Below are 21,588 nucleotides of genomic sequence, written 5' to 3' on the forward strand. Positions count from 1 at the left end.
AGAAACCAAGCACTGTCAGAATACTGTGTCAATGATCACGGTCGGCGCAACTCCTGGCACGTGAGCTGCCTGCCGCATGCCCGACGTGGCTCATCCCTCGTGGCCCGGACGTGGAGGACACCCATGCTGAGCATGACGATCGACGGCAAACCCGTCGACACGCGCGACACCTTCGATGTCGTGAATCCGGCGACCGGTGCCGTCGAAGCGCAGGCACCCGAGTGCACGCCGGAGCAGCTCGACCAGGCGATGACGTCGGCCGCCCGCGCCCAGACGAGCTGGAAGCGGGACGACGAAGCGCGCCGGCAGACCTTGCGTGACCTGGCCGACGCCGTCGACGCCCACCAGGAGGAACTGACCGGTCTCCTGGTCCAGGAGACCGGCAAGCCGCGGGCCGTCGCCGCGGCCGAAGTCGCCTCCTCCGCACCCTGGATCCGCTACTACGCCGACCTGGACTGGCCGAAGCGGGTCATCCAGGACGACTCCACCGCCAGGATCGAGGTGGCCCACCGGCCGATGGGCGTGGTCGCCGCGATCACGCCGTGGAACGGCCCGGTCGGCATGTGGACCTGGAAGATCGCCCCGGCCCTGCGCGGCGGCAACACCGTCGTGCTCAAGCCCTCGCCGTTCACTCCGCTTTCGACCCTGCTGCTGGGCCGGATCGGCGCCGAGGTGCTGCCGCCCGGTGTCATCAACATCGTCACCGGCGGCGACGAACTCGGCAAGGCCATGACCTCGCACCCGACGCCACGCAAGATCAGTTTCACCGGCTCGATCCCCGCCGGACGGTCCGTGGCCGTCAATGCCGCCCACGACCTCAAGCGGGTCACCCTCGAACTCGGGGGCAACGACGCGGCGATCGTTCTCGACGACACGGACCTGGAGAAGACCGCCGGCACCCTGTTCGCGTTCTCAATGTTCAACTGCGGCCAGATCTGCTGCATCCCCAAGCGCATCTTCGTTCCGGCGAACCGCTACGAGGAGTTCGTCGACGCGTTCGGCGCGGCCGCGCGGGCGACGGCCGTCGGCGATCCGACCGACCCCGCCACCGCGATGGGCCCGCTGACCACCCGACCGCAGTTCGACCGGGTCTCGGAGCTGGTGTCCGACGCCGTCGCACGCGGCGCCCGGGTCGTGTCCGGCGGGAAGCCCATCGAGGGCGGCGGCTACTTCTTCGAGCCGACGGTCTTCGCCGACGTGGCGGAAGGCGTGCGGATCGTCGACGAGGAGCAGTTCGGCCCGGTGATCCCGCTGCTGAAGTACGACACCGTCGACGAAGCGGTGACACGTGCCAACGCCACCGACTACGGCCTGTCCGGCTCGGTCTGGTCCGCCGACGAGGAGAAGGCCCGGGCCGTCGCCGAACAGCTCGAGTGCGGCACCGCCTGGGTCAACTGCCACGCCATGCTGCCCTCCCACGCGCCCTTCTCCGGCGCCAAGCACAGCGGCCTCGGGGTCGCCAACGGCGAGGACGGACTGCGGTCCTTCACCGAGCAGCAGGTCATCCACACCGCGAAGGGCTGAACACGACATGCGCAAGAGAACGCTCGCCGGACTCGCGGTGCTCCCGCTGCTGCTCACCGCGTGCGGCGACGGCGGCACCGAAGGAACCTCCGACGGTCCCGTCAAGATCATGACGATCGCGTCGTTCGAGAGCCAGGTCTACTCCGTCCCGTGGCTCAAGACGGCCGTGACCGCCGCGGTGGCACGGGTCAACGACGACGGCGGCATCGACGGCCGCAAGATCGAGCTGCTGACCTGCAACGACAAGTTCGACCCCAACGAGGCGACGGCCTGCGCCCAGCGCGCCGTCTCCGAGAAGGTCGTCGCGGTCGTCGGCCCGCTCTCGCCCAACATCGGCGCCATCGCGGCCGTGATGGAGCAGGCGAAGATCCCGATCATCGGCCCGGGCGGGGCCGACGGCCAGAACGAGGCGACCAGCCCGGTGTCCTACCCCATCAACGCGACCCCGGTCGGCATGGGCGTCGGCGCCGGAAAGCTCGCGGTCGAGCGCGGCGGCTCGAACGTCGTCGTGATCGGCGGGGACAACGAGACCGCCCGCGCCGGCGCCGAATGGGCCAGGCAGGGCGTCGAGGAGGCCGGCGGCAAGGCGACCATGATCTACGCCCCGATCGGCTCGGCCGACTACTCGACGGTGGCGGCCAAGGCGATCGGCCACGACCCCGACGGGGTGTCCCTGCAGGGTTCAGGCGCCGACGCCGGCCGGATCGCGACCGCGCTGCGGTCCGCCGGCTACGAGGGCCTGATCACCGGCATCTCCTCGATGGTCACTCCGGGCGTGCTGAAGATCCTCGGCCCGGACGCCGGGAACATCGTGCTCACCTCCCGCGGCCACGCCGCGTCCGACACCTCCAACGCGGAGATCGCGGCGTTCAACAAGGCGATGAAGGCCGCCGATCCCAAGGTCAACATCGACGACATCGGCCTGAACGGCTGGCTGGCGGTCAAGCTGTTCGCCGCGGTCGCGAAGGGACACGAGAACACCGACGGCGCCTCCGTCATCAAGGCCCTCGACGCCATCGAGGAGCCGGTCGGCCTGGGTGACGCCTACCCGGACTACCGGGGTGTTCAGGATCCCCCTCCGCTGCCGGAGTACCCGCGGGTCGCCTCGTTCGAGGTCGGCACCAGCGCCGTGAAGGACGGCCGGATCGTGCCGGACGGCGGCTTCTTCGACCCGTTCGCCAAGTAGCCGCGTGCCGGCGAGGGCCGACGACGGGGCGGCTCTCGCCGGCACCCTGTGCAGAAAGGTTCATTCATGGCAGCAACCCGCAGGATCGTCGTGGTCGGGGCCGGGGGTGCCGGCCTCGCCGCCGCCCTCGAGGCCGGCCGGGCCGGAGCCGAGGTGATCCTCCTCGAAACGGCCGAGCAGGTCGGTGGCGCCACCGCCCGGGCCGGCGGCGTCGTCTACGCCGCCGACACCCCGGTCCAGAAGGCCCGCGGCGTCGAGGACTCGGTCGACGAGCTCATCAACTACTACATGACGGTCAGCCGGCACGAACTGGAGCCGCGACTCCTGCGCGCCTCGGCCGAAGGCACCCGCGAAGTGATCGGTTGGCTGGAAGAGCTGGGCATCACCTGGGAGCCTGACCGCCTGTACATCGCCGGTCTCGAGTACAAGCCGCGCGGCCACCTGCCCACCGGCGACACGCGCGGGCTCGGCCCGGCGGGCGGCGCGATGATCGTCGCCGCGCTGCTCACCGCGGTCGAGGGAAGGGACAACGTCGAGATCCGCACCGGCACCCGGTGCACCGGGCTGCTCACCGGGGACGACGGTGCCGTCACCGGCGTACGCACCGAGTCCGGCGAGGAGATTGCCGCGGACGCCGTCATCCTCACCACCGGCGGCTTCGGCGCCGCCCCCGACCTGCTCGGCGAGCACTGGCCCGAGGCCGTCGAGCACGGCGACTGGCACTGGTACCTCGGCCCCGACACCAACATCGGCGACGGCGTCCGCATGGGGCTGGCCGTCGGCGGCGAACTGCGCGGATACGGCGGCACCCTGCTCGAGACGCCGAACTTCGGCCGGCTGAACGACGCCTTCACCCCGCCCTGGGTGATCTACGTCAACAAGAACGGTCACCGCTTCGTCGACGAGACCGACACCTACTGCGTGATGCCGCACGTCATCGCCAAGCAGCCCGGGGGCACGTGCTGGGCCGTCTTCGACGAGGCCGCACTGCGGCAGGTCGCCGACAGCGGCCACGTCGACCCCTACTGCCTCGGCGTCGACCTGGAGTCGAACTGGACCGCCGCCATGCTGCGCAAGCAGATCGAGGCCGGCGTCGTGAAGTCCGGCGCCACGCTGGCGGAGCTGGGCGAGCGGACCGGCATCACCGCCGCCGGTCTCGAGGCGACCGCCGAGCACTGGAACGCCGACGTAGCCAGGGGCCACGACACGGCCTTCGAGAAGAAGGGGACGCTGGCGCCGGTCTCGACCGCGCCGTTCTACGCGGTGGAACTGCGGCCGGCCATCATCGGCATCACCTTCGCCGGTCTGCGCATCGACGACGAGGCCCGGGTGCTGGACACCGCGGGCCGCCCGATACCGGGCCTGTTCGCCGGCGGCGAGGTGGCCGGCGGTCTCGACGCCGACGTGTACGCCGGCGGCGGCACCTCCATCGGCAACGCCCTCGTCTTCGGCCGCACCGCCGCCCGCAGCGCCACCGCCGGGGCCGTGCAGTGACGCCGCCGGCGGTCCCGTCCGGCGACCGCGCCCTGCGGGAGGTCGCCGACCGCCTGGCGATCTACGAGCTCTACGCCCGTTACGCCCAGGCGGCCGACCTCGCGGACGGCGCCGCCTACGCCGACTGCTTCACCGAAGACGGCTGGACCGACATCTCCTCCTTCGGCCACACCGCCGAGTCCTTCCGGACGAGGGGACTGGACCTCCTCGACGAGACCGGCAAGGTGCGCGGCCGGGCCCGTCTGCGGGCCATTGCCACGAAGACCCCGGGCGCGCCGCTCTACCACCACCTCACCGTCAACGCCGTCGTCACCTCCTACGAGGGCGACCGGGCGACCGGCTCGGCATACTTCGTCGTGCTCGCGCCCGACGGCCGCGTCCACCAGTTCGGCCGCTACGAGGACGTCGTCGTCCGCGACACGGACGGACAGTGGCGGTTCGCCGAGCGCAGGGACCTTGCCGCGTTCAACTCAGGCACCACCCTGCCCCAGGGCTGACCCCGGCCCCCTGGAATCAGGTACAGGCACCACGACCACCGGCCCACACCCCGCGCGGGGTGTGGGCCGGTGGTCGTGTGCGGGGGAGACGGGCCGTCAGGCCGTTGCGGCGGCGGCGCCGTGGCGGACGGGGAGCGCGGTGAAGCCGTAGGTCGTGAAGTAGGTCCGGGCGGTGACCTTGCCGTCCAGGGCCAGGTCGGGCAGCCCGTCGAGGATGTACTCCAGCACGATGGTGATCTCCAGCTTCGCCAGCGCCTCACCGATGCAGCGGTGACGCCCGAAGCCGAAGGTCAGGTGACCGTGCACGCCCGGCCGGTCGGGGTCGAAGCGGTCCGGCTCCTCGAACTTCTCCGGGTCGTAGTTGCCGGCGCCGAAGGTCAGCATCACCTTCTCGCCGGGACAAATGCCCACGCCGCGCACCTCGGCGTCCTTGCGGGCGGTGCGCCCCATGTTCCACACGGGCGGGTTGATGCGCAGCGACTCGTCGATGACCTTGCCCAGCCGGGAGCGGTCGGCCTGCAGCGCGGCCATCAGACCCGGCTCGGCGAGCACCCGGTGCACGGTGTTGGTGATGCCGTCGACGGTGGTGCCGTGACCGGCCACGATGAAGACGATGCACAGGCCGAGCAGTTCGTCGTCGGTCAGCGGCGCGCCCTCGATCTCGCCCTCCATGATCCTGCCGAGCACGTCCTCGGCGGGCTTCCCGCGGCGCTTGCCGATCTCCTCCTTGACGACGGTCTCGACGGCGGCCGCGGCGCTGCGTGCGCGCTCCGGGTCGCCCGTGGAGGCCATCCACTCGTCGACGATGTCGGAGATGTGGTTCCCGTCCTGGTCGAAGCCCAGGATCGCGGAGATCGTGGAGGTGGGCACCTTGCGGGCGACGTCGAAGACGAGGTCGCCGCGCCCCCTCGCGGCCAGATCCGAGAAGGCGTCCTCGACGATCCGCTCGATCACCGGCCGGTAGCTCTCGACGGTCTTCGGGGTGAAGTACGGCACGAGGAACCGCCGCCACGGGGTGTGCAGCGGCGGGTCGACCTCTGCGAGCGGCAGCATCACCGACTTCCCGGTCGACGGGATGGTGTGGCCCTCTTCGACGGTGTAGGTCTCCCAATCGTTGGCCGCGGCGGTGATGTCGGCGTACTTCGTCAGCATCCAGAACCCGTCGCCCGCGTCGCTCCACGCGACGGGACACTTCCTCTGCACGTCCTTCAACGTCTCGAACAGGTGCGGGGCGAGGGACGGATCGGTGTTGTCCAGGTGGTACGCGTGCTCGGACTTACGGCTCTCGGTCATGGCGGATCCTTGTCGTGCGCGCTTTAACCAAACGCTGTTAGCGTAAAGTGGCGGGTGCCTTCCGACAAGAGCGGAAGGCACCCGGTACGGCGTCGGCCGCAGGTCAGGTGAGTTCCCGCAGGCGGGCCGCGACCCGGGCGCGGGCGGTCTCGTCGAGGTCGTACGGCGTGACGAGGGTGAACCGGTCGAACACGTCGGTGTAGCGCGCGGCGAGGATGTCCGCCGCTTCCTCCGGGGTGCCGACGGCGGCGAACTCGTGCAGCACCTCGTCGTCCACCGCGGCGGTCATCGCCTTCCAGTCGCCCGCACGGGACAGCGCGTGCAGCCGTTCGCCGAGCCCGCCCCAGCCGTGCGCCTCCAGCACCGGCCGGTAGGACGGGGTCGAGGCGTAGAACGCGATCTGGCTCCGGGTGGCTTCCGCCGCGGCGGAGATCTGCTCCGGTGTCGTGCCGGTGGCCACGAACGGTCCGCCGACCCGCTGGAAGCCGGGACGCGAGGACTTCTCGCGGCCCCGCCGCAGCGCCGCGAGGGTGTGCTCGCGCAGATAGCGCTCGGTGAGGAAGCTGTGGAACAGGACGCCGTCCCCGACCTCCCCGGCCACCTCGGTCATCAGGTCCCCGACGGCCGCGACGACGACCGGCGGTGTGCCGTGGCCGTGCGGGGTCGGTGTGAACATCGGCGTCATCAGCGTGTGCGTGTAGAACCGGCCCTCGAAGGCGAGGCGTTCGCCGGTCTCCCAAGCGGACCAGATGGCCCGCAGGGCGAGAACGTACTCGCGCATCCGGGCAGCCGGTTCGGACCAGGGCATCGAGAAGCGCCGGGTGATGTGCGCGCGCACCTGAGTGCCGAGTCCCAGCATGAAGCGGCCCTGCGAAAGGCGTTGCAGGTCGTGCGCCATCGAGGCGACGTTCATCGGGCTGCGGGCGAAGGCCACCGCGATGCCGGTGCCCAGGCCGATCCGCTCGGTCGCGGCGCTCGCGACGGCCAGCTGGAGGAACGGGTCGCGGTCGAGCTCGCTGGCCCAGACGGCGTCGTAGCCGGCCTCCTCGGCCGTGCGCGCCGCCGCAGCCGGATCGGCGCCCCCTTTGATGGGAAGGGCGGTGTCCACGGGCACGCTCATGCTCCTGCCTCCCTGCTGATCGCCGCGGCCAGGGCGTCCGCCCCGCCGATCCTGCTGCTCACTTCGTCGGCGACCTCGACCAGCCGGGCCGCGACCTGCTCGACCTCGGCGCCGTTCAGATGGCGGCGGAAGCCCCGCACGGCGAGGCCGAGTTCGACCTTCCGGGGGCCGAAGACGGGCGCCACGAGCATCCGGACGTCGTACGACGTGTGCGGGTCGAGCTCGGGGTCGAACTGCTCCCCGCGCAGTCCCCGCATCACGCCGTCGAGTTCGTCCACCGAGGGATGGCGCAGTTGCAGGCCGACCGCGCGTTCGAGCTGGTCGTAGTGGTCGTCGCCGATCGCCACCGACCAGCGCCGCCGCCGGGTGCGGCGCAGCGCGGCCTCACCCGCCGCGGCCCGGACCGGGTCCTCGGGGAGCCAGGCGCCGGTGCCGGCCGGGTCCCAGGCGACGAAGGCCGAGCCGACCGGGAACACGAACGGGGTGCGGTAGCCGACCCGCGAGGAGGTGTAGTCGGGGTTCGGGGAGTCGGCGATGGCGAGGCAGACCGACTGCCGGCCGGCCGTCCCGACGGCGAGGCATTCGAGGTCGAGTTCCCCGGCGAGCCGCTCCATGTGCGGCCGGGCGCGCCCGGCCAGCTCGATGAGCTCGACCAGATCGCGCTCGGGCGCGGCCATCAGCGACGGGGTCGTGAACCCCCCGTACCCGCCGCGGAAGAACACCAGCGGCGGACCCGGCCGGAGCTCGGAGAGCCGGTCGACCTCGCCGACGACGATGTAGTGGTCGCCCGCCTCGTAGCGCTGGGCGAGCGTGCAGTCGATCCAGGCGAGGGCTCCGTCGATGACGGGTGCGCCGGAGGGCGCCGGGAACCACGGGATCCCGTTGAACTTGTCGGCGCCCCTGGTTGCCATGGCACGGCACACGTCCTCCTGGTCCGCGCCGAGGATGCTGACGCAGAACCGCCCGGTGGCCTCGATCCTGGGGTAGGTGCTTGACGTGCGCGCCGGCATGAAGCCCACCAAGGGCGGATCGAGCGAGACCGAACTGAAGGACCCCACCGCCATGCCGTGGGGCCGGCCCTCCGCGTCGAGCGCCGTGATGACCGCGACGCCGGTGGGAAATTGTCCGAGGACGTCACGGAAGTAGCGCGAGTCCTGTACCGGGATGGTCGCCTGGCCGTTGCTGCTCACATCGCACCTCACTGGGACGGCAATGAGCATTAAACTAACAGCATTTGGTTCTGGGGCCAAGAGTGAGGGGGGTGCGGGGTTGGAACGGCGCCGGCCCGCAGGGCGGGAGGAGGGCCCTTGGCGTAATAACCAAATGGCGTTAGGCTGAGTTGATCCGGCCGGACCGGGCCGTTTGCGCACTCAGCGAAGGGATCGACGTGGGAGCGGTATGGCAGGCCCTGTGCGGCCGACTCGGAACGAAGTACCCGATCATGCAGGACGGCATGGGTCCGTCACCCACCACCGCGCTGGCGACCGCCGTGTCCGCGGCAGGAGGGCTCGGCTCGGTCTCCACCCCGGGCCTGCTCACCCCTGAGGCGGAACTGCGCAAGAAGCTGCGTGACCGGATGGAGCAGGTGGCGGTCGGCGCGCGGGGCGCCTTCGCGGTCAACATCCCGGTGGGAACCCTCGCCTCGGGCGAGCTGCTGCCGGCCTCCGAGACCTGCATCGACGAGGCGATCCGCATCAAGCTCGCCGGCGGTCCGGTCGGCGAGCACTTCGCCGCCATCACCACCTCGGCGGGCTTCCCCGGCGGCTTCACCGAGCGCATCAAGGAGGCCGGCCTGCTCCACTTCCACAAGGTCGGCTCCGTGCGCCACGCGGTGAAGGCGGCCGAGGCCGGTGTGGACGTCGTCATCGCCTCGGGTTACGAGATGGGCGGTCACACCCACCTCAAGCCCGTCTCCACCATGGTGCTCGCCCCGCAGGTGATCGCCGAGGTCGACATCCCGGTCATCGTCTCCGGCGGCATCCACGACGGGTACGGGCTCGCCGCGATGCTCGCCATGGGCGCCGCCGGCGTCGCCATGGGCACCCGGTTCATCGCGACCGAAGAGCACGAGTGGCACCAGAACTACAAGCAGTACATCGTCGACTCACGCGAGTGGGACGACATGACCTACCAGGGCTACTACGCGCCCAGCCGCGGTCTCAGGAACAAGGCCCTGCTGGAGGACCTGCCGGCCCTCAAGGCCACGGGCATCTCCGTCGACGAGCTCAACCAGTGGAAGGAGGACCGGGGGTACCTGGCCCAGATGGAGGGCGACACGGAGACCGGCATCGTCGTCGCCGGCCAGGTCTCGGCCGCCGTCCAGGACATCGTGCCGGTCAAGGTGCTCCTGGACCGGATGATGGACCAGGCCCTCGGTCTGCTGGAGACCACCGCCGCCTCGCTGCCGGCCCTCAAGGCCACCCGCGCCTGAGCCTGCGAGCGGTACGCCGATGGCCCGGCCCCGACGGGGGGACCGGGCCATCGGCGTCGCCGCCGCGGGCGGTCCCGCCGCCCGTGGCGGCCAGGGGGCAGCGGAACCGGGTCGGCGGGCTCGGAGCGGTGCAGCCGGGCCGGCCGCGCAGGGTCGGGTGGAATCGGGTGGGATCCGGACAGCGCAGCCGGATCAGCCGTGCCGGTCCCCTGTACCGGCCGCCGCCGTCTCCGGCAGCGGGGCGGCGCGCTCCGGGACCACCCGCGGGCCGGGGGTGAACCGGACGGGCATCGAGGTCCAGCCGTTGACCAGGGGGATCACCGGCCGGTGGACGAGACCCTCGCGGTCGACGGCGAAGTCCGGCATCCGGCGGAGCAGGGCGCGGACCACCTCGACCAGTTCGGCCTTGGCGAGGTATGCGCCGACGCAGCGGTGCACACCGAGCCCGAAGGCCACGTGCTGGTGCGCGTTCGCACGGTCGGGATCGACGGTCTCCGGATCGGGGAACACCGCCTCGTCGCGATTGGCGGAGCCGATGCCGAGGAAGAGCCGGTCGCCCGGCCGCAGCGCGACGCCGCCGAGCGTGGCCGGAGCGACGACGGTGCGGGCCGCGCCGGTGCCCGGACTGTAGAGCCGCAGAAGTTCGTCCGTGGCACCCGGGACGGCGTCGGGGTCCTCGATCAGCCGGCGGCGCAGCTCCGGATGGGCGTCGAGATGTCCGACGACGTTGGATATCTGTGCCGTCGTGGTGTCGACGCCCCCGGTGAGCAGCATGAACACCAGCTCGGCGATCAGGTCGTCGTCGATGGGCCGCCCGTCGACCTCGGCCTCCAGGAGGGCGGTGCAGACGCCCGGCGGACCGGCCCCGCGCTCCCGCCACTCGGTGACCAGCTCCCGCATCTCCCGCATCACGCCGATGATCGCCCGCGCCGAGCCCTTCCGGTGGCCGACTCCCTGGTGCAGGGCGTGCGCGTAGTGCTGCCAGCGGTCGATGGGCAGGCCCAGCAGATCGACGATGACCAGCGGCGGAAGCATGGCGCCGAGGTCGCCGACGACGTCCATCCGGCCCGACTCGATGGTGCGGTCGAGGACCCAGTCGACGATCGTGGTGAGGCGCGGGGTGTACTCGCGGACCGTGCGGGCGGAGAAGAACGGCGCGATCAGCCGTCGGTAGGCGAGGGAGGCCGGCGGGTCCATCTCCATCATCCCTAGCCGTGACGCCGTGACCGGCACGGTCGCCCCGCCCACGGTCCTGCCGTCGAACTCCAGCTCGCGCCCGGACGCGAACGTCTTCGGTTCGCGCAGTATGCGGCGGATGTCCTCGTAGCGGGTGACGGCGTAGAACCCGCCGTGCCGCGGGGAGTGCGCGACCGGACAGCCCGCGCGCAGGTCCGCGTAGATCTCCGGCCAGTGCTCGGCGAAGGCGGGGGAGTGGTGGTCGAACGGCTCGGGGGTACCGGCCGGGGCCGAGGAGTCGCTCATCGTTCCGTTCCTTCGGCCGGGCGGACCCGCTCGCCGGTCAGCAGGGGCAGTTCGCCGGTGTCGGTGCCCTCGCGCGGACCGGGGCGGTAGGTCATCGTCATCGAGTAGAAGCCGTTGGTCAGCGGGATCCGCTCGTAGGCCTCGACGGCGGTGATCCCGTACTCCGGGATGCGACGCAGCAGTTCGCCGAGGAACACCTCGGCGTTGGCGGAGGCCAGCAGCGCCCCGGGGCAGCGGTGGACGCCGCCGCCGAAGGCGAGGTGCGGGTTGGGCGAGCGGGTGATGTCAGGGGTCGCGGCGTCCGGGAAGACGTCCTCGTCGAAGTTGCCCGACGCGTAGGACAGGAGCACCCGGTCGCCGGTGCGGAACGTGTGGCCGCCGACCTCGACCGTCCGGGTGACGGTACGGGCCAGGCCGGGCGACGGCGCGTGGTAGCGCATCATCTCGTCGACCGCGGTCGGTAGCAGCGACGGGTCGGCCGCGATCCGTGCCCGGTCCTCAGGCCGGTCGTGCAGATGCTTGAGCATGTGGGCGATGGTCGCGATCGTGGTGCCCTCGCCGCCGAGCAGCATCATGTTGACGAGTTCGGTGGCCCACTCGACGCTGAGCGGCTCGCCGTCGACCACCGCGTTGTTGAGGCCGCTGATCATCCCCGGCCGGGGTTCGGCGCGCTGGCGCTCCACCTCCCTGCGGACGTCCTCCCGCATCCAGAGGGCACCCTCGGCGCGGTCCTCGGTCTGCCGGACCATCCGTTCGGCGACGTCGGCGTAGGCCGACCACCGCTCCAGCGGGATGCCCAGGATGTCGAGGATGACGATGGCCTGGAACGGCCCGGCGAGATCGGTGACGATGTCACACTCACCCTTCTCGACGATCCGGTCGATGGCCCAGGTCGCCGTGTGCCGGATCCGCTCGCGGCCCCGGGCGATGGCCTGACGGGTGAACCACGGGGTGAGCAGCCTGCGGTACTTCGTGTGCTCGGGCGGGTCCATCTCCAGGATGCCGACCCGTACGGGCTGGTGCGGGATGGCGACGCCGAGGCCCTTGTCGGTGCCGTCGGCGTGCCAGGACCGTTCCGAGGAGAATGCCTGGTGGTTGCGGAGCGCCTCGGTGATGTCGGCGTGCCGGGTCAGTACGTGGTAGCCGCCGTGGCGGTCGGAGGAGATGACCGGGCAGCCGCGGCGGGCCTTTGCGTAGATGTCCCGCCAGTGCGCGGCGTGGTCCTCGGTGGTGTGGTCGAACTGATCGGGCGTCATGTGTGCACCCCTATTAATCAATCAGTATTGGATTTAGGATGCTGGCATGCCACACAAAGGGTGTCAACGAGAAGCGACGGCGCAGGACGGGCCCATGAAGGGCCGGGTCGCCGTGATCACCGGAGGCTCGCGAGGGATCGGCCTCGGCATCGCGCGCCGTTTCCACGAACGGGGCGCACGGGTCGTGCTGTGCGCCCGCAACGCCGACGACGCGACGGCCGCGGCACAGACCCTGGACCCCACGGGTGGGACCGCGCTCGGCGCGGGCGTGCACGTCAGTGACGAGGACGCCGCCCGGACCCTGCTGGCGGACGTGCGCGAGCGCTGGGGCGCACTCGACGTGCTGGTCAACAACGCCGCCGCCAACCCGCACTTCGGGCCGACCCACACCGTGGACCACGGCCGGTGGCAGAAGATCATGGAGGTCAACCTCTGGGCCCCGCTGCGTTGGACGCAGCTGGCGCTGGAAGCGGGCCTGGGGGAGAACCGGCCCGGCTCCGTCCTGATGGTCTCCTCCAACGTCGCCGAGACCCCGGGCAGTCCGTCCGGCGTCTACGGCATGAGCAAGGCGGCCCTCAACTACCTGACCGCCCAGCTCGCGGTCGAACTCGGCCCGCGGGTACGGGTGAACGGCATCGCACCCGGCGTCGTGAACACCCGGTTCTCCGGGCCGCTCATCGCCGGGGGCGAGAAGGTCTACGGCCGCTGGCCGCTGCCGCGCTTCGGCGAGCCCGAGGACGTCGCGGACGCCGCGGAGTTCCTCGCCGGCGAGGCCGCGTCGTGGGTCACCGGGCAGGTGCTGACCGTCGACGGAGGTGCGCTGCTCGGCGGCGACGAGTTCTCCGCGCTGGAGAGTGCCTGATGCCCTCGGTGAGCACCGTCGACCACGGCGGCGGCGTCCTCGAGGTCCGGCTCGACGAGCCCGAGCGGTTCAACACCCTGGAATCGGTGATCGTCCAGGAGCTGCACGACGCGCTCGGCGCCCTGGCGCCCCGCACCGACGTCCGCGTGGTGGTGCTGACCGGGGCGGGCAAGCATTTCTGCGCCGGTGCCCACCTCCAGGGGCACGGCACCGCGCCCGGCGGCGACGGGTCGCGGGCGGTCCCGGACTGGATGTCGGTGCAGGAGCACATCGCGACGCTGGTGACCCGGCTGCGCTCGCTGAGGATGCCGGTCGTGGCGGCGGTGCAGGGCGCCGCGTCGGGCGGCGGGTTCGCCCTGGCGCTCGCCTCCGATGTCCGGGTCTGCGCCGACGACGCCCGGTTCAACGCGGCGTTCGTCAAGGTGGGCCTCTCGGCCTGCGACATCGGGGTGAGCTGGCTGCTGCCCCGGCTGATCGGCGCCTCGCGCGCCTTCGAACTGCTGCTCACCGGCCGCTTCGTGGAGGCGGAGGAGGCCGAACGGATCGGGCTGGTCTCCCGGCTGGTACCCCGGGCGGAGCTGATGGACACCGCCCTGGAGGTGGCCCGCGCTATTGCCGCGCACGCGCCGTACGGCGTCCGGATGACCAAGCAGGTGATGTGGTCGCAGCTGGAGATCTCCAGCCAGGCCGCCGGCCTCGACCTGGAGAACCGCACCCAGGTCTCCGCCGCGCTCACCGAGGACCACCGGGAAGCGGTCGCGGCCTTCCTCGGTAAACGCGCCCCGGTGTTCCACAACAGGTAGGCGTGTTCCACCACAGACAGGCGCGGGGCCCTCGGTGACGAAGTTTCCGAACCGGAGGGCCCGGTCCTTCCGCGACCACGGCCCCGGACGGGGCAGACAGGCCCTGGCCCTTCCGTGACGAAGGGCCAGGGCCTGCGTATCAGTCGAGCAGGGCGGCGGCCAGGCTGCGCGCCGTGCCCAGGGGCAGCTCGCCCGGGGCGCCGAGGATCTGCAGGCACACATGGTCCGCACCCGCGTCATGATGGGCGCGGACCCGGGCGGCGATCTGTTCGGGGGTTCCCCAGGCGATCAGGGCGTCGACCAGGCGGTCGCTGCCGCCGTTCGCGACGTCGTCCTCGGTGAAGCCCAGACGCAGCCAGTTGTTCACGTAGTTGGGCAGCTCGAGGTACATGGCGAGCGCCTCCCGTGCGGTGGCGCGGGCCGAGACCGGATCGGAGTCGAGGACGACCCCCTGCTCCGGCATCACCCGGGCGCCGGCGCCGACGGCCGAGCGGATCCGCGCCGTGTGCTCGGGCGTGACGAGGTAGGGATGCGTGCCGAGGGAGCGCTCTGCGGAGAGGGCGAGCATCTTCGGGCCCAGGGCGCCGATGATCCGGTCCTCCGGTGGCACCGGGGTGGCCGAGGCGTCCAGCTCGTCGAGGTAGCCCCGCATCTTGGCCAGCGGCCGTTCGTACCGGCCGAGACCGGACCGTTCGACCATCGGCCCGTGGCTCGCCCCGAGGCCGAGCAGGAACCGTCCGGGATGCGCCGCGTCGAGGCGGGCGAACGCCTCCGCGGACTCCGCGGGCGGGTTGACCCAGATGTTGGCGATGCCGGTCGCGACGACGGCCCGCGAGGTCGCCTCGAGGAGCACGGCGGCCGTCTCGAACGTACGGCGCAGGCCGCCCGGGTACCACAGCGCCGTGTAGCCCATGTCCTCCAGGGCGGCGGCCGCGTCGGCGACGAGAGCGCGGTCGTCGAGGCGGAACGCTCCGGCCCAGATGCCGACGGTCCGCCCCGGGGCGCGCAGTGGACGGGCACTCATGCGACGGGCTCGAACGCGGCGGCGGCGGTCCGGACGGCGCCGGCGAACGCCGCCACCTGGGCCCCGACCCGGGCGAACTGCTCGTCCAGCGCGGGGTCGACGCACCGGCCGTCGCGGAAGGCGCCGCGCTGGGCGACGACCGCCGCGCCGTACGGCGTCGGGAAGCCGCGCAGCGCGTGTGCGACGGTGCGCAGCTGGTCGATGACCGCCACGGCGGCCTGCTTGCCGTAGGCGACACCGATGCAGCCGACCGGAATCCCGTCGAGGTAGGGGCGCGGGTCGCCGGCGAGGTCCTCGGCGTAGTCGAGGGCGTTCTTGACCAGGCCCGAGACCGCTCCGTGGTAGCCGGGGCTCGAGACGATCAGGCCGTCGGCCGAGCGCAGCGCCTCCACCAGTCTCGCCGCCTGGGGCGAGCGCGGGACGCGCTGCTCGTAGAAGGGCAGCGCGATGTCGTGGGCGGTCAGGCAGAGCGTGCGGGCACCGGCGGCCGAGGCAGCCGCGAGTGCGGAGCGCAGCCCCGCCTCGGAGCTGGACTCGCCCCGCACCGTGCCACCGATGCCGACGACCAGCGGTCGTTCGTCGAGCGCATGTTCAGGCATACTCAATAAACTAACAGCGGTTGGTTCGAGCTGGCAAGAATCAGCGCACGGCCATCGCCTCCGGGTTCCGCCGGACGGCGCGCCACATCACGCCCGAGGCACAGGCGGTGGCCGTCAGCATGGCGCCGGCCATCGCGGTGCCGTCGGCCCCGCCAAGACCCACGACGGGCGCCACGAGGCTGGCGACGGAGAACTGCGTGAACCCCATCAGCGCGGCCGCGGTGCCCGCCCGGTGGCCCTGCCCGTTCAGCGCAAGCGCCTGACTGTTCGGCATGCTCAGCCCGTACCCGGCGACCGACAGCGCGAGCACCGCGACGACGGCGCCGAGCGGCGCCTCGCCGAAGGCCAGCAGCGGCAGCAGCAGCGCCGAACTGAACAGCCCCAGCACGGTGGCGAAGGTGAGTACGTTCGCCGGTCCGAAGCGCCGGATGAGCAACGGGTTCACCTGGGCGAGCAGCGTCAGCCCGACCGCGTTGGCGGCGAAGAGCAGGGCGAACTGCTGCTCGCTCAGCCCGAACCGGCCCTGCAGGACGAACGACGCCCCCGACACGTAGCTGAAAAGGGTCGAGAACATCAGCCCTCCGACCAGGATCAGCGCGAGGTACGTCCGGTCGCCCAGCAGCGCCCGGTACGACGCGCGGACGGCCGTGAAGGTGGGCCGGCCGCGCCGCTCGGGCGGCAGTGTCTCGGGCAGCGAGGTCGCGGCCACCACGAGCAGGACCGTGCCGAGACCGGCGAGCGCCAGGAAGATGAACGGCCACTCGGCGACCGCGAGCACACCGCCGCCGATGGTGGGCGCGAGCACCGGGGCCACACCGATCACGAGGAACATCCGCGACATCACCCGCGCGTAGGCCGAACCCGCGAACAGATCGCGCACGGTGGCCATGGACACGACCGCGACCGCCGCGCACGACAGCCCCTGAAGCAGCCGGGTACCGGCGAGCAGATACGGGTCGTGGGCGGCGAAGCACAGCAGCGAGGCGACGATGTGGCCGGTGAGCCCCACCAGCACCGGGCGGCGGCGGCCGAAGACGTCGGCCAGCGGCCCGGCGACCAGCTGGCCCAGGGCCAGTCCCACCAGCACACCGGTGAGGGAGAGCTGGATCTGCGACGGCGCCGCGTCCAGGTCGCGGGCCATCTCGGGCATGGCCGGGAGGTACATGTCCATCGTGAAGGGCGACACCGACATCAGGAGCGCGATGACCACCACCACACGGGTCGCGCCCGCCTCCGAGAGGGCCGACGCGACCGGCGCCGGGCCCGGGCCGGGAGGAGCCCCCGCTGAGGGGGTGGTGTTGTCGTCGGTCACTGGGCACGGTCCTCTCCGTACGATGGGATGATGGTCGGGAACGAACGGGGCCGAGGGGGTCGCCGGAACTGACGTAGAATCAGAAACGGACAAAGAGGGCCCCCCGCGCCTGGTGGCAAACAGCCGAACGTCGATGGATTAAGGTGCATTGAGGACGTGGAGCCCGGAGACGAGGAGAGCCCCCCATGGCCCGACCGAAGATCCCGCTGATCTCGCGCCGCAAGGCACTCGAAGCGGCGCTCGAGATCGTTGACGGCGAGGGTCTCGACGCTCTGAGCATCCGGCGCCTGGGTGAGGCCCTCAAGGTCAACGGCGCCTCGCTGTACCACCACTTCCGCAACAAGGACGAGATCCTGGTCGGCGTCACCCAGCTCGCGCTGGCCGACGTGGCCGCCCCGCGCACCGAGAACGAGAACTGGCGGGTCTGGCTGCCGCTCAACGCCTACCGCACCCGCCAGGCGCTGATCTCGCACCCGGAGCTGATCCCCGTGATGCTGCGCCGCGCGCCGCTGGGCATCGGTCTGACGGAGGTCGAGGCGAGTGTGCAGCGGCTGCAGGCCGAGGGCGTGCCGCTGCCGATGATCGCCCCGCTGATGGAGAGTCTGGAACTGCTGGCGATCACCAGCGCGTTGCAGGAGACCGGCATGACCGGGTCCATGGAGGACGAGGACGGCGACGTCGCCACCCCGTCGCTGCACGCGGCCCACGAGGCGCGCGGTATGAGCTCCGAGGAGCTCTTCCAGGTGGCGGCCTCCTCGATGCTCTCGATCATCGAGAGCACGATCCAGCTGAAGGAGACGCGGCTCGCGGCCGAGCGGCTCTCCGAGGCCTGAGCGCCCGGAAAGCCGCCGGCGGGGACGATGGGTGTGGGCACGAGGACATCCCGTCCCCGCTGTGCGCGGGGCGGCGTCCGCGCCCTCCTCCAGGGGTGCGCCGTACATCCGGCGGACGTCAGCCGACGAGATGGAGACCGTCCCGGCCGGGGACCGTTCCAGCGGGCTCCGTGGCGGAGTCGGGTGAGGCCCCGACCCCGAGGGGCAGACCGGCCTCGACGGTGAGCAGGTGCAGCGGCCAGTTGCCGACCTGCCACACGCCGGCGGTGTGGAGGGCCGACTTGTAGCTGCCGCGCAGATGCGCGAGCGCCGCCTCGGCGGAGGGCGCGTTCATGGACAGGCGCACCGTGGCGGTGTCGGCGGTGATGACGACTTCGGGAAACATCCAGTCCAGGCCCGCGCGCACGAACTCGGTGACGGCCTCGGGATCCGCCACGGCCGGCAGGAAGGCCGGCTTCGTCGCTCCGAACCTGGCGGTGTACATCGACCAGCCCATGAGCCTGACCTCTCGTGTGTGGTGCCCCGCGGCAGCGGGCGGGGGAAGAACCGGCAACGTGCTGAGGGGGCCGCGCCGCCGCAGGGCGGCGGATGCGGCCGGCCGCATCCGTGCTGGGGTCCGTCGTCCGGGTCGGGCCCGATCCGAACGGAATCGGGCCCGACCCGGACGACGGACGCCGGACGCGGCCGGGGAGGGTCACTCCGAGGACGCCGCCTCGATGATGCGTCCGTCCGGGAGGTAGATGACCCCCGGGTAGTCGGGCATGGAAGCGGGCTCGTCGTCGGCGAGCAGTTCCAGCGCCTCTGCCTTGTCGTCGTCGTTCAGCGGACGGGTGTTGGTCGTGAACTCGACCATGTTGCCGTCCGGGTCGCGGGTGTAGATCGATGTGATGAACTCGTGGACGACCTCGCTCACCTTCTGGCCGTGGGACAGCCAGTGCTGCTTCTTCTCCTCCAGCTCGGTGAGGTCCTTGACCTCGAAGGCGATGTGGTTGATCCACCAGGGCAGGCCGAGTCCGACGGAGATCGAGGGGTCCCAGCCCTCGGGCAGCTCGACACCGTTCAGGTGGAGGTCCCAGAGCACGAAGTACGAGCCGGAACCCTTGGCGGTCTCGTAGAACACGTGCTTGGTCCAGCCGGCCTTGGATCCGCCCATGGCCTGGCGCTTGACGATCTTCACGAGCTCAAAGCCCATGACCTCGGTGTAGAACCTGTGCGACACGTCGAAGTTCTTCGGGGTGATGGCCAGGTGGTGAATCACGGCCCCTCCTCGTGGTGGAAGACGTTCCCGAAACCGGGGGGTGCGCTTCCACGGTGGCTCACCCAACGGTGATTGTCAAAGGCTTGACGTGTGAACGCTGCTTGTTGAAGCCTTGACGTGTGTCGCGAGTCACGTCAGCATCTGCCCATGTCTGACCAGATGACGGCCGATCCGGCCGGTACCACCGCTTCCGTGATCAGATCCGTGGCTCTCGTGCGTCGGAGTAAAACCCTCGACTGGGCGGAGTTCTCCCGCCACTGGCGCGAGGAGCACGCAGCGATCGCCCGCGGGCTGCCCGGCATGGTGGGCTACACGCAGGGCCACGCGATTCCCGGGGAGCAGCCCGTCGATCGCCCGCCGGCCTGGGGGTACGACGGCGTTCCGCTGGCCTCCTTCCCGGACCTCGCGGCCATCGGGGCGCTCAGGGCGCACCCGGACTACCACGGCCGCGCCGTGCCGGACGAGGCGCGGTTCACCGACCGGTCCAGCATGGCGGCGGTCCTGCTGGCGCACTGCTTCGGCGAGGCGCCGGCCCCGGCGCCCGAAGGGCGCACGCTGATGGTGTTCGCGCGCACGGGCGGTGCCGACGAACGGGCCGGCCGGGCGTTGGCCGGGGCCCTGAGTGCCGTACCGGGGGCGGGCTCGGCCCTCGGGCGCCGCTGGAGCACGGCGCTGGACGCCGACCCCGGGCTCTCGCCGCGGGGTGCGGCCGACCGGCCGTACGACGGCCTGCTGGAGGTCTGGTTCCCTTCCGCCGCCCCGGCCACCCGGACCGCGCAGGCGGTGGCGGCAGATCCGGCGCTCCTGCCGGTCGAGGTGTTCTGTCTGGTGGTGCGGGAGAACCGGGTCGTCTGACCTGCGGATCCTGCGGACGGTGGAAGTGCTGTCACAGTCGTTGACCCCATAACCAGATGCTGTTAGGTTTTCGCCCGTTCGGCCACGTGACCGAGGGCGTACGACGGCTCGAGATGCCGCACCCCCACTTCGATCACCAGCGAGGGAGCACGAGTGGTCACTCATCTGACGGACTGGGTCACTTACAACGCACGCCGCCACGGGCCCGAGATCGCGGTAGAAAGCCTCGACTCCGGCCGGCAGCTCACCTGGAGCCAATTCGAGGACCGGGTCGCCCGGCTCAGTTCGGTCCTGGTCGACCTCGGCATTCGGCGTGGTGACCGGGTAGGACTGATCGCGGACGACGACTGGCGCGTCCTGGCCCTGCAGTTCGCCTGCATCCGGACCGGCGCGGTCTTCGTGCCGTTCAACTGGCGGCTGACGGTCAACGAGATCGCCGTGCTCTGCGAGGACGCCGAGCTCGGACTGCTCATCCACGACGTGACCTGGCAGGACACCGCCACCAAACTCGGTGAGCAACTGGGCGTGCCGCTGGCGGGCTGGTCGTGCACCGATGTCCGCAACGACATCGACGCCCTGATGGACCGGGCGGCTCCGATCCGCGGCACCGGCCCGTATTCGGGCGAGCAGACCGCCCAGATTCTCTACACCTCCGGCACCACCGGCCTGCCCAAGGGTGCCCTCATCACGCTCGGCGGACTGGCCTGGCACGCGCTGAACGTCCAGCACGACATGTGCATCGGCAGCCCGCCCGCCCGCTACCTCAGCGCGCTGCCGCTCTTCCACGCGGCCGGCCTCAACGCGATCGTCAACCCGACGCTCATGGCCGGCGGCCGGATCAGCGTCCTGCGCCGCTTCGACCCGGCCCGGGTCGCCGAACTGCTCGGCGACAGCAGCCACGGATTCACCAACTTCAACGCCGCCCCGGTGATGTACCGGATGGTGATGGAGCACGCCTCCGACTCGGCCGACTTCTCCCACATCCGGGCCGGCATGGTCGGTGGTGGCGCGATCCCGGCCGACGTCGGCGCCTACTTCAGCGAGCACGGCCTCGAACTGCAGGCCGGCTGGGGCGCCACCGAGATGGGGCCCAGTATGACCCTGATGCCGAAGACGTCGCGGGTGGAGAAGGCGCACACGGTCGGGATGCCCGTCCAGCACGTCCAGATCCGCGTCGTCGACCCCGCCACCAACGAGGACGTCACCCCGGGAGAGGTCGGCGAGGCATGGGTCCGGGGCCCCTCCGTCTCGCCCGGCTACTGGCGCCGTGACCCCGAGGCCGACGAGGCCACCGCGGCGGGCTGGTTCAAGAGCGGCGACGCCGTCTCGGTCGACGAGGACGGCTTCGTCGCCCTGCGGGGCCGCTTCAAGGACATGTACAAGTCCGGCGGCGAGAACGTCTTCTGCGCCGAGGTCGAGCGGGTCATCACCAGCCACGGCAGTGTGCAGGACGCGGCGGTCGTCGGGATGCCGCACGAGAAGTGGGGCGAGGTCGGATACGCCGTGGTGGTCCCCGAAGCGGGCCGCACGGTCGACGAGTCCGACCTGATCGCACACGTGGCCTCGCGCCTGGCCAAGTACAAGGTGCCGACGAAGGTCGTCGTCGTCGACGACTTCCCGCGCAACGTCACCGGCAAGATCCAGAAGAACGTGCTGCGCGACATGCTCGGCTGACACCACGCACCGCGGCACCACCGCACCCGCCCCTCCGAGGCGCGACCTGGACCGCGGAACCGCAGGAACTCAGAAGCCGCAGGAA

20 protein-coding genes are annotated in these 21,588 nt (G+C 71.3%); 10 read left to right on the forward strand and 10 right to left on the reverse strand.

Translation table 11 applies throughout. The features are described from left to right. Positions 1-123: 123 nt before the first annotated feature. From OHB56_RS39735 to OHB56_RS39750, 4 genes are all read left to right on the forward strand, one after another. A complete protein-coding gene (locus OHB56_RS39735) occupies positions 124-1,524 on the forward strand; it encodes an aldehyde dehydrogenase family protein (protein ID WP_406358763.1) in 1,401 nt (466 codons plus the stop codon). A 7-nt stretch (positions 1,525-1,531) separates the two neighbouring features. Continuing rightward, positions 1,532-2,710: an ABC transporter substrate-binding protein gene (locus tag OHB56_RS39740; protein WP_406358765.1), complete on the forward strand. Its 1,179-nt coding sequence runs from the start codon at positions 1,532-1,534 to the stop codon at positions 2,708-2,710. A 66-nt stretch (positions 2,711-2,776) separates the two neighbouring features. Continuing rightward, the gene (locus OHB56_RS39745; RefSeq protein ID WP_406358767.1) at positions 2,777-4,204 is read left to right on the forward strand and encodes an FAD-dependent oxidoreductase; all 1,428 of its coding nucleotides are present in this window, start codon (positions 2,777-2,779) and stop codon (positions 4,202-4,204) included. Further along, positions 4,201-4,701 carry a nuclear transport factor 2 family protein gene (locus OHB56_RS39750; protein WP_326750915.1) on the forward strand — a complete coding sequence of 167 codons (501 nt, stop codon included), beginning with the start codon at positions 4,201-4,203 and terminating at the stop codon, positions 4,699-4,701. Before OHB56_RS39745 ends, OHB56_RS39750 begins: the two co-directional genes overlap by 4 nt. A gap of 96 nt (positions 4,702-4,797) precedes the next feature. Here OHB56_RS39750 and OHB56_RS39755 read toward each other — a convergent pair whose 3' ends face one another. The 3 genes from OHB56_RS39755 to OHB56_RS39765 form a co-directional block, all read right to left on the reverse strand. Then, positions 4,798-5,994: a cytochrome P450 gene (locus tag OHB56_RS39755; protein ID WP_406358769.1), complete on the reverse strand. Its 1,197-nt coding sequence runs from the start codon at positions 5,992-5,994 to the stop codon at positions 4,798-4,800. Positions 5,995-6,097: 103 nt separating this feature from the next. Beyond that, positions 6,098-7,114: a TIGR03617 family F420-dependent LLM class oxidoreductase gene (locus tag OHB56_RS39760; RefSeq protein ID WP_326750913.1), complete on the reverse strand. Its 1,017-nt coding sequence runs from the start codon at positions 7,112-7,114 to the stop codon at positions 6,098-6,100. Further along, positions 7,111-8,304, reverse strand: a complete 1,194-nt coding sequence (locus OHB56_RS39765; protein ID WP_326750912.1) for a flavin reductase — start codon at positions 8,302-8,304, stop codon at positions 7,111-7,113. The genes OHB56_RS39760 and OHB56_RS39765 overlap by 4 nt, the downstream gene beginning before the upstream one ends. 197 nt (positions 8,305-8,501) lie before the next feature. Here OHB56_RS39765 and OHB56_RS39770 point away from each other — a divergent pair, with 197 nt between their 5' ends. Further along, positions 8,502-9,545, forward strand: coding sequence for a nitronate monooxygenase family protein (locus OHB56_RS39770; RefSeq protein WP_326750911.1), 1,044 nt, complete (start codon positions 8,502-8,504; stop codon positions 9,543-9,545). 192 nt (positions 9,546-9,737) lie between these two features. On the opposite strand, the gene OHB56_RS39775 is transcribed toward OHB56_RS39770, so the two are convergent. Next, positions 9,738-11,027 (reverse strand): cytochrome P450, encoded by a 1,290-nt coding sequence (locus OHB56_RS39775; protein WP_406358772.1) that lies wholly within the window; start codon positions 11,025-11,027, stop codon positions 9,738-9,740. Continuing rightward, positions 11,024-12,283, reverse strand: coding sequence for a cytochrome P450 (locus tag OHB56_RS39780; protein ID WP_406358774.1), 1,260 nt, complete (start codon positions 12,281-12,283; stop codon positions 11,024-11,026). Before OHB56_RS39780 ends, OHB56_RS39775 begins: the two co-directional genes overlap by 4 nt. Positions 12,284-12,329: 46 nt before the next feature. Between OHB56_RS39780 and OHB56_RS39785 the strand changes: the two genes are divergently transcribed. Together OHB56_RS39785 and OHB56_RS39790 are read left to right on the forward strand one after the other, a co-directional pair. Beyond that, the gene (locus tag OHB56_RS39785) at positions 12,330-13,145 is read left to right on the forward strand and encodes an SDR family oxidoreductase (RefSeq protein WP_406358776.1); all 816 of its coding nucleotides are present in this window, start codon (positions 12,330-12,332) and stop codon (positions 13,143-13,145) included. After that, positions 13,145-13,948 (forward strand): enoyl-CoA hydratase-related protein, encoded by an 804-nt coding sequence (locus OHB56_RS39790; protein WP_326750907.1) that lies wholly within the window; start codon positions 13,145-13,147, stop codon positions 13,946-13,948. Before OHB56_RS39785 ends, OHB56_RS39790 begins: the two co-directional genes overlap by 1 nt. A 139-nt stretch (positions 13,949-14,087) precedes the next feature. Here the strand turns inward: OHB56_RS39790 and OHB56_RS39795 are convergent, their stop codons facing one another. From OHB56_RS39795 to OHB56_RS39805, 3 genes are read right to left on the reverse strand one after another with little or no spacing between them, the layout of a single operon-like run. Then, positions 14,088-14,972 (reverse strand): LLM class F420-dependent oxidoreductase, encoded by an 885-nt coding sequence (locus OHB56_RS39795; protein ID WP_326750906.1) that lies wholly within the window; start codon positions 14,970-14,972, stop codon positions 14,088-14,090. Next, positions 14,969-15,571 carry an NADPH-dependent FMN reductase gene (locus tag OHB56_RS39800; RefSeq protein ID WP_326750905.1) on the reverse strand — a complete coding sequence of 201 codons (603 nt, stop codon included), beginning with the start codon at positions 15,569-15,571 and terminating at the stop codon, positions 14,969-14,971. Before OHB56_RS39800 ends, OHB56_RS39795 begins: the two co-directional genes overlap by 4 nt. A gap of 40 nt (positions 15,572-15,611) precedes the next feature. Further along, complete coding sequence (locus OHB56_RS39805; RefSeq protein WP_326750904.1) at positions 15,612-16,883, reverse strand: multidrug effflux MFS transporter; 1,272 nt, start codon at positions 16,881-16,883, stop codon at positions 15,612-15,614. A gap of 185 nt (positions 16,884-17,068) precedes the next feature. Here OHB56_RS39805 and OHB56_RS39810 point away from each other — a divergent pair, with 185 nt between their 5' ends. Then, positions 17,069-17,716 (forward strand): helix-turn-helix domain-containing protein, encoded by a 648-nt coding sequence (locus OHB56_RS39810; protein WP_326750903.1) that lies wholly within the window; start codon positions 17,069-17,071, stop codon positions 17,714-17,716. A 118-nt stretch (positions 17,717-17,834) separates the two neighbouring features. On the opposite strand, the gene OHB56_RS39815 is transcribed toward OHB56_RS39810, so the two are convergent. Both OHB56_RS39815 and OHB56_RS39820 read right to left on the reverse strand, forming a co-directional pair. Next, positions 17,835-18,212, reverse strand: a complete 378-nt coding sequence (locus OHB56_RS39815; protein WP_326750902.1) for a hypothetical protein — start codon at positions 18,210-18,212, stop codon at positions 17,835-17,837. 198 nt (positions 18,213-18,410) lie between these two features. After that, on the reverse strand, positions 18,411-18,974 hold the full coding sequence (locus OHB56_RS39820) for a VOC family protein (RefSeq protein WP_206188816.1): 564 nt from the start codon (positions 18,972-18,974) through the stop codon (positions 18,411-18,413). Between the two features lie 147 nt (positions 18,975-19,121). Here OHB56_RS39820 and OHB56_RS39825 point away from each other — a divergent pair, with 147 nt between their 5' ends. Both OHB56_RS39825 and OHB56_RS39830 read left to right on the forward strand, forming a co-directional pair. Further along, on the forward strand, positions 19,122-19,829 hold the full coding sequence (locus OHB56_RS39825) for an EthD domain-containing protein (RefSeq protein WP_406358781.1): 708 nt from the start codon (positions 19,122-19,124) through the stop codon (positions 19,827-19,829). Between the two features lie 153 nt (positions 19,830-19,982). Then, entirely contained in the window at positions 19,983-21,503 is a 1,521-nt protein-coding gene (locus OHB56_RS39830) for an AMP-binding protein (RefSeq protein ID WP_326750900.1), read from the forward strand. Positions 21,504-21,588 lie beyond the last annotated feature (85 nt).

The sequence above is a fragment of the Streptomyces sp. NBC_01635 genome (genome assembly GCF_045209715.1).
GTDB lineage: Bacteria > Actinomycetota > Actinomycetes > Streptomycetales > Streptomycetaceae > Streptomyces > Streptomyces hirsutus.

Coding starts and splice junctions, on each gene's coding strand:
- OHB56_RS39735 (WP_406358763.1), top strand. CDS start 124: ATGCTGAGCATGACGATCGACGGCAAACCCGTCGACACGCGCGACACC.
- OHB56_RS39740 (WP_406358765.1), top strand. CDS start 1,532: ATGCGCAAGAGAACGCTCGCCGGACTCGCGGTGCTCCCGCTGCTGCTC.
- OHB56_RS39745 (WP_406358767.1), top strand. CDS start 2,777: ATGGCAGCAACCCGCAGGATCGTCGTGGTCGGGGCCGGGGGTGCCGGC.
- OHB56_RS39755 (WP_406358769.1), bottom strand. CDS start 5,994: ATGACCGAGAGCCGTAAGTCCGAGCACGCGTACCACCTGGACAACACC.
- OHB56_RS39760 (WP_326750913.1), bottom strand. CDS start 7,114: ATGAGCGTGCCCGTGGACACCGCCCTTCCCATCAAAGGGGGCGCCGAT.
- OHB56_RS39775 (WP_406358772.1), bottom strand. CDS start 11,027: ATGAGCGACTCCTCGGCCCCGGCCGGTACCCCCGAGCCGTTCGACCAC.
- OHB56_RS39780 (WP_406358774.1), bottom strand. CDS start 12,283: ATGACGCCCGATCAGTTCGACCACACCACCGAGGACCACGCCGCGCAC.
- OHB56_RS39785 (WP_406358776.1), top strand. CDS start 12,330: ATGCCACACAAAGGGTGTCAACGAGAAGCGACGGCGCAGGACGGGCCC.
- OHB56_RS39790 (WP_326750907.1), top strand. CDS start 13,145: ATGCCCTCGGTGAGCACCGTCGACCACGGCGGCGGCGTCCTCGAGGTC.
- OHB56_RS39795 (WP_326750906.1), bottom strand. CDS start 14,972: ATGAGTGCCCGTCCACTGCGCGCCCCGGGGCGGACCGTCGGCATCTGG.
- OHB56_RS39800 (WP_326750905.1), bottom strand. CDS start 15,571: ATGCCTGAACATGCGCTCGACGAACGACCGCTGGTCGTCGGCATCGGT.
- OHB56_RS39810 (WP_326750903.1), top strand. CDS start 17,069: ATGGCCCGACCGAAGATCCCGCTGATCTCGCGCCGCAAGGCACTCGAA.
- OHB56_RS39815 (WP_326750902.1), bottom strand. CDS start 18,212: ATGGGCTGGTCGATGTACACCGCCAGGTTCGGAGCGACGAAGCCGGCC.
- OHB56_RS39825 (WP_406358781.1), top strand. CDS start 19,122: ATGTCTGACCAGATGACGGCCGATCCGGCCGGTACCACCGCTTCCGTG.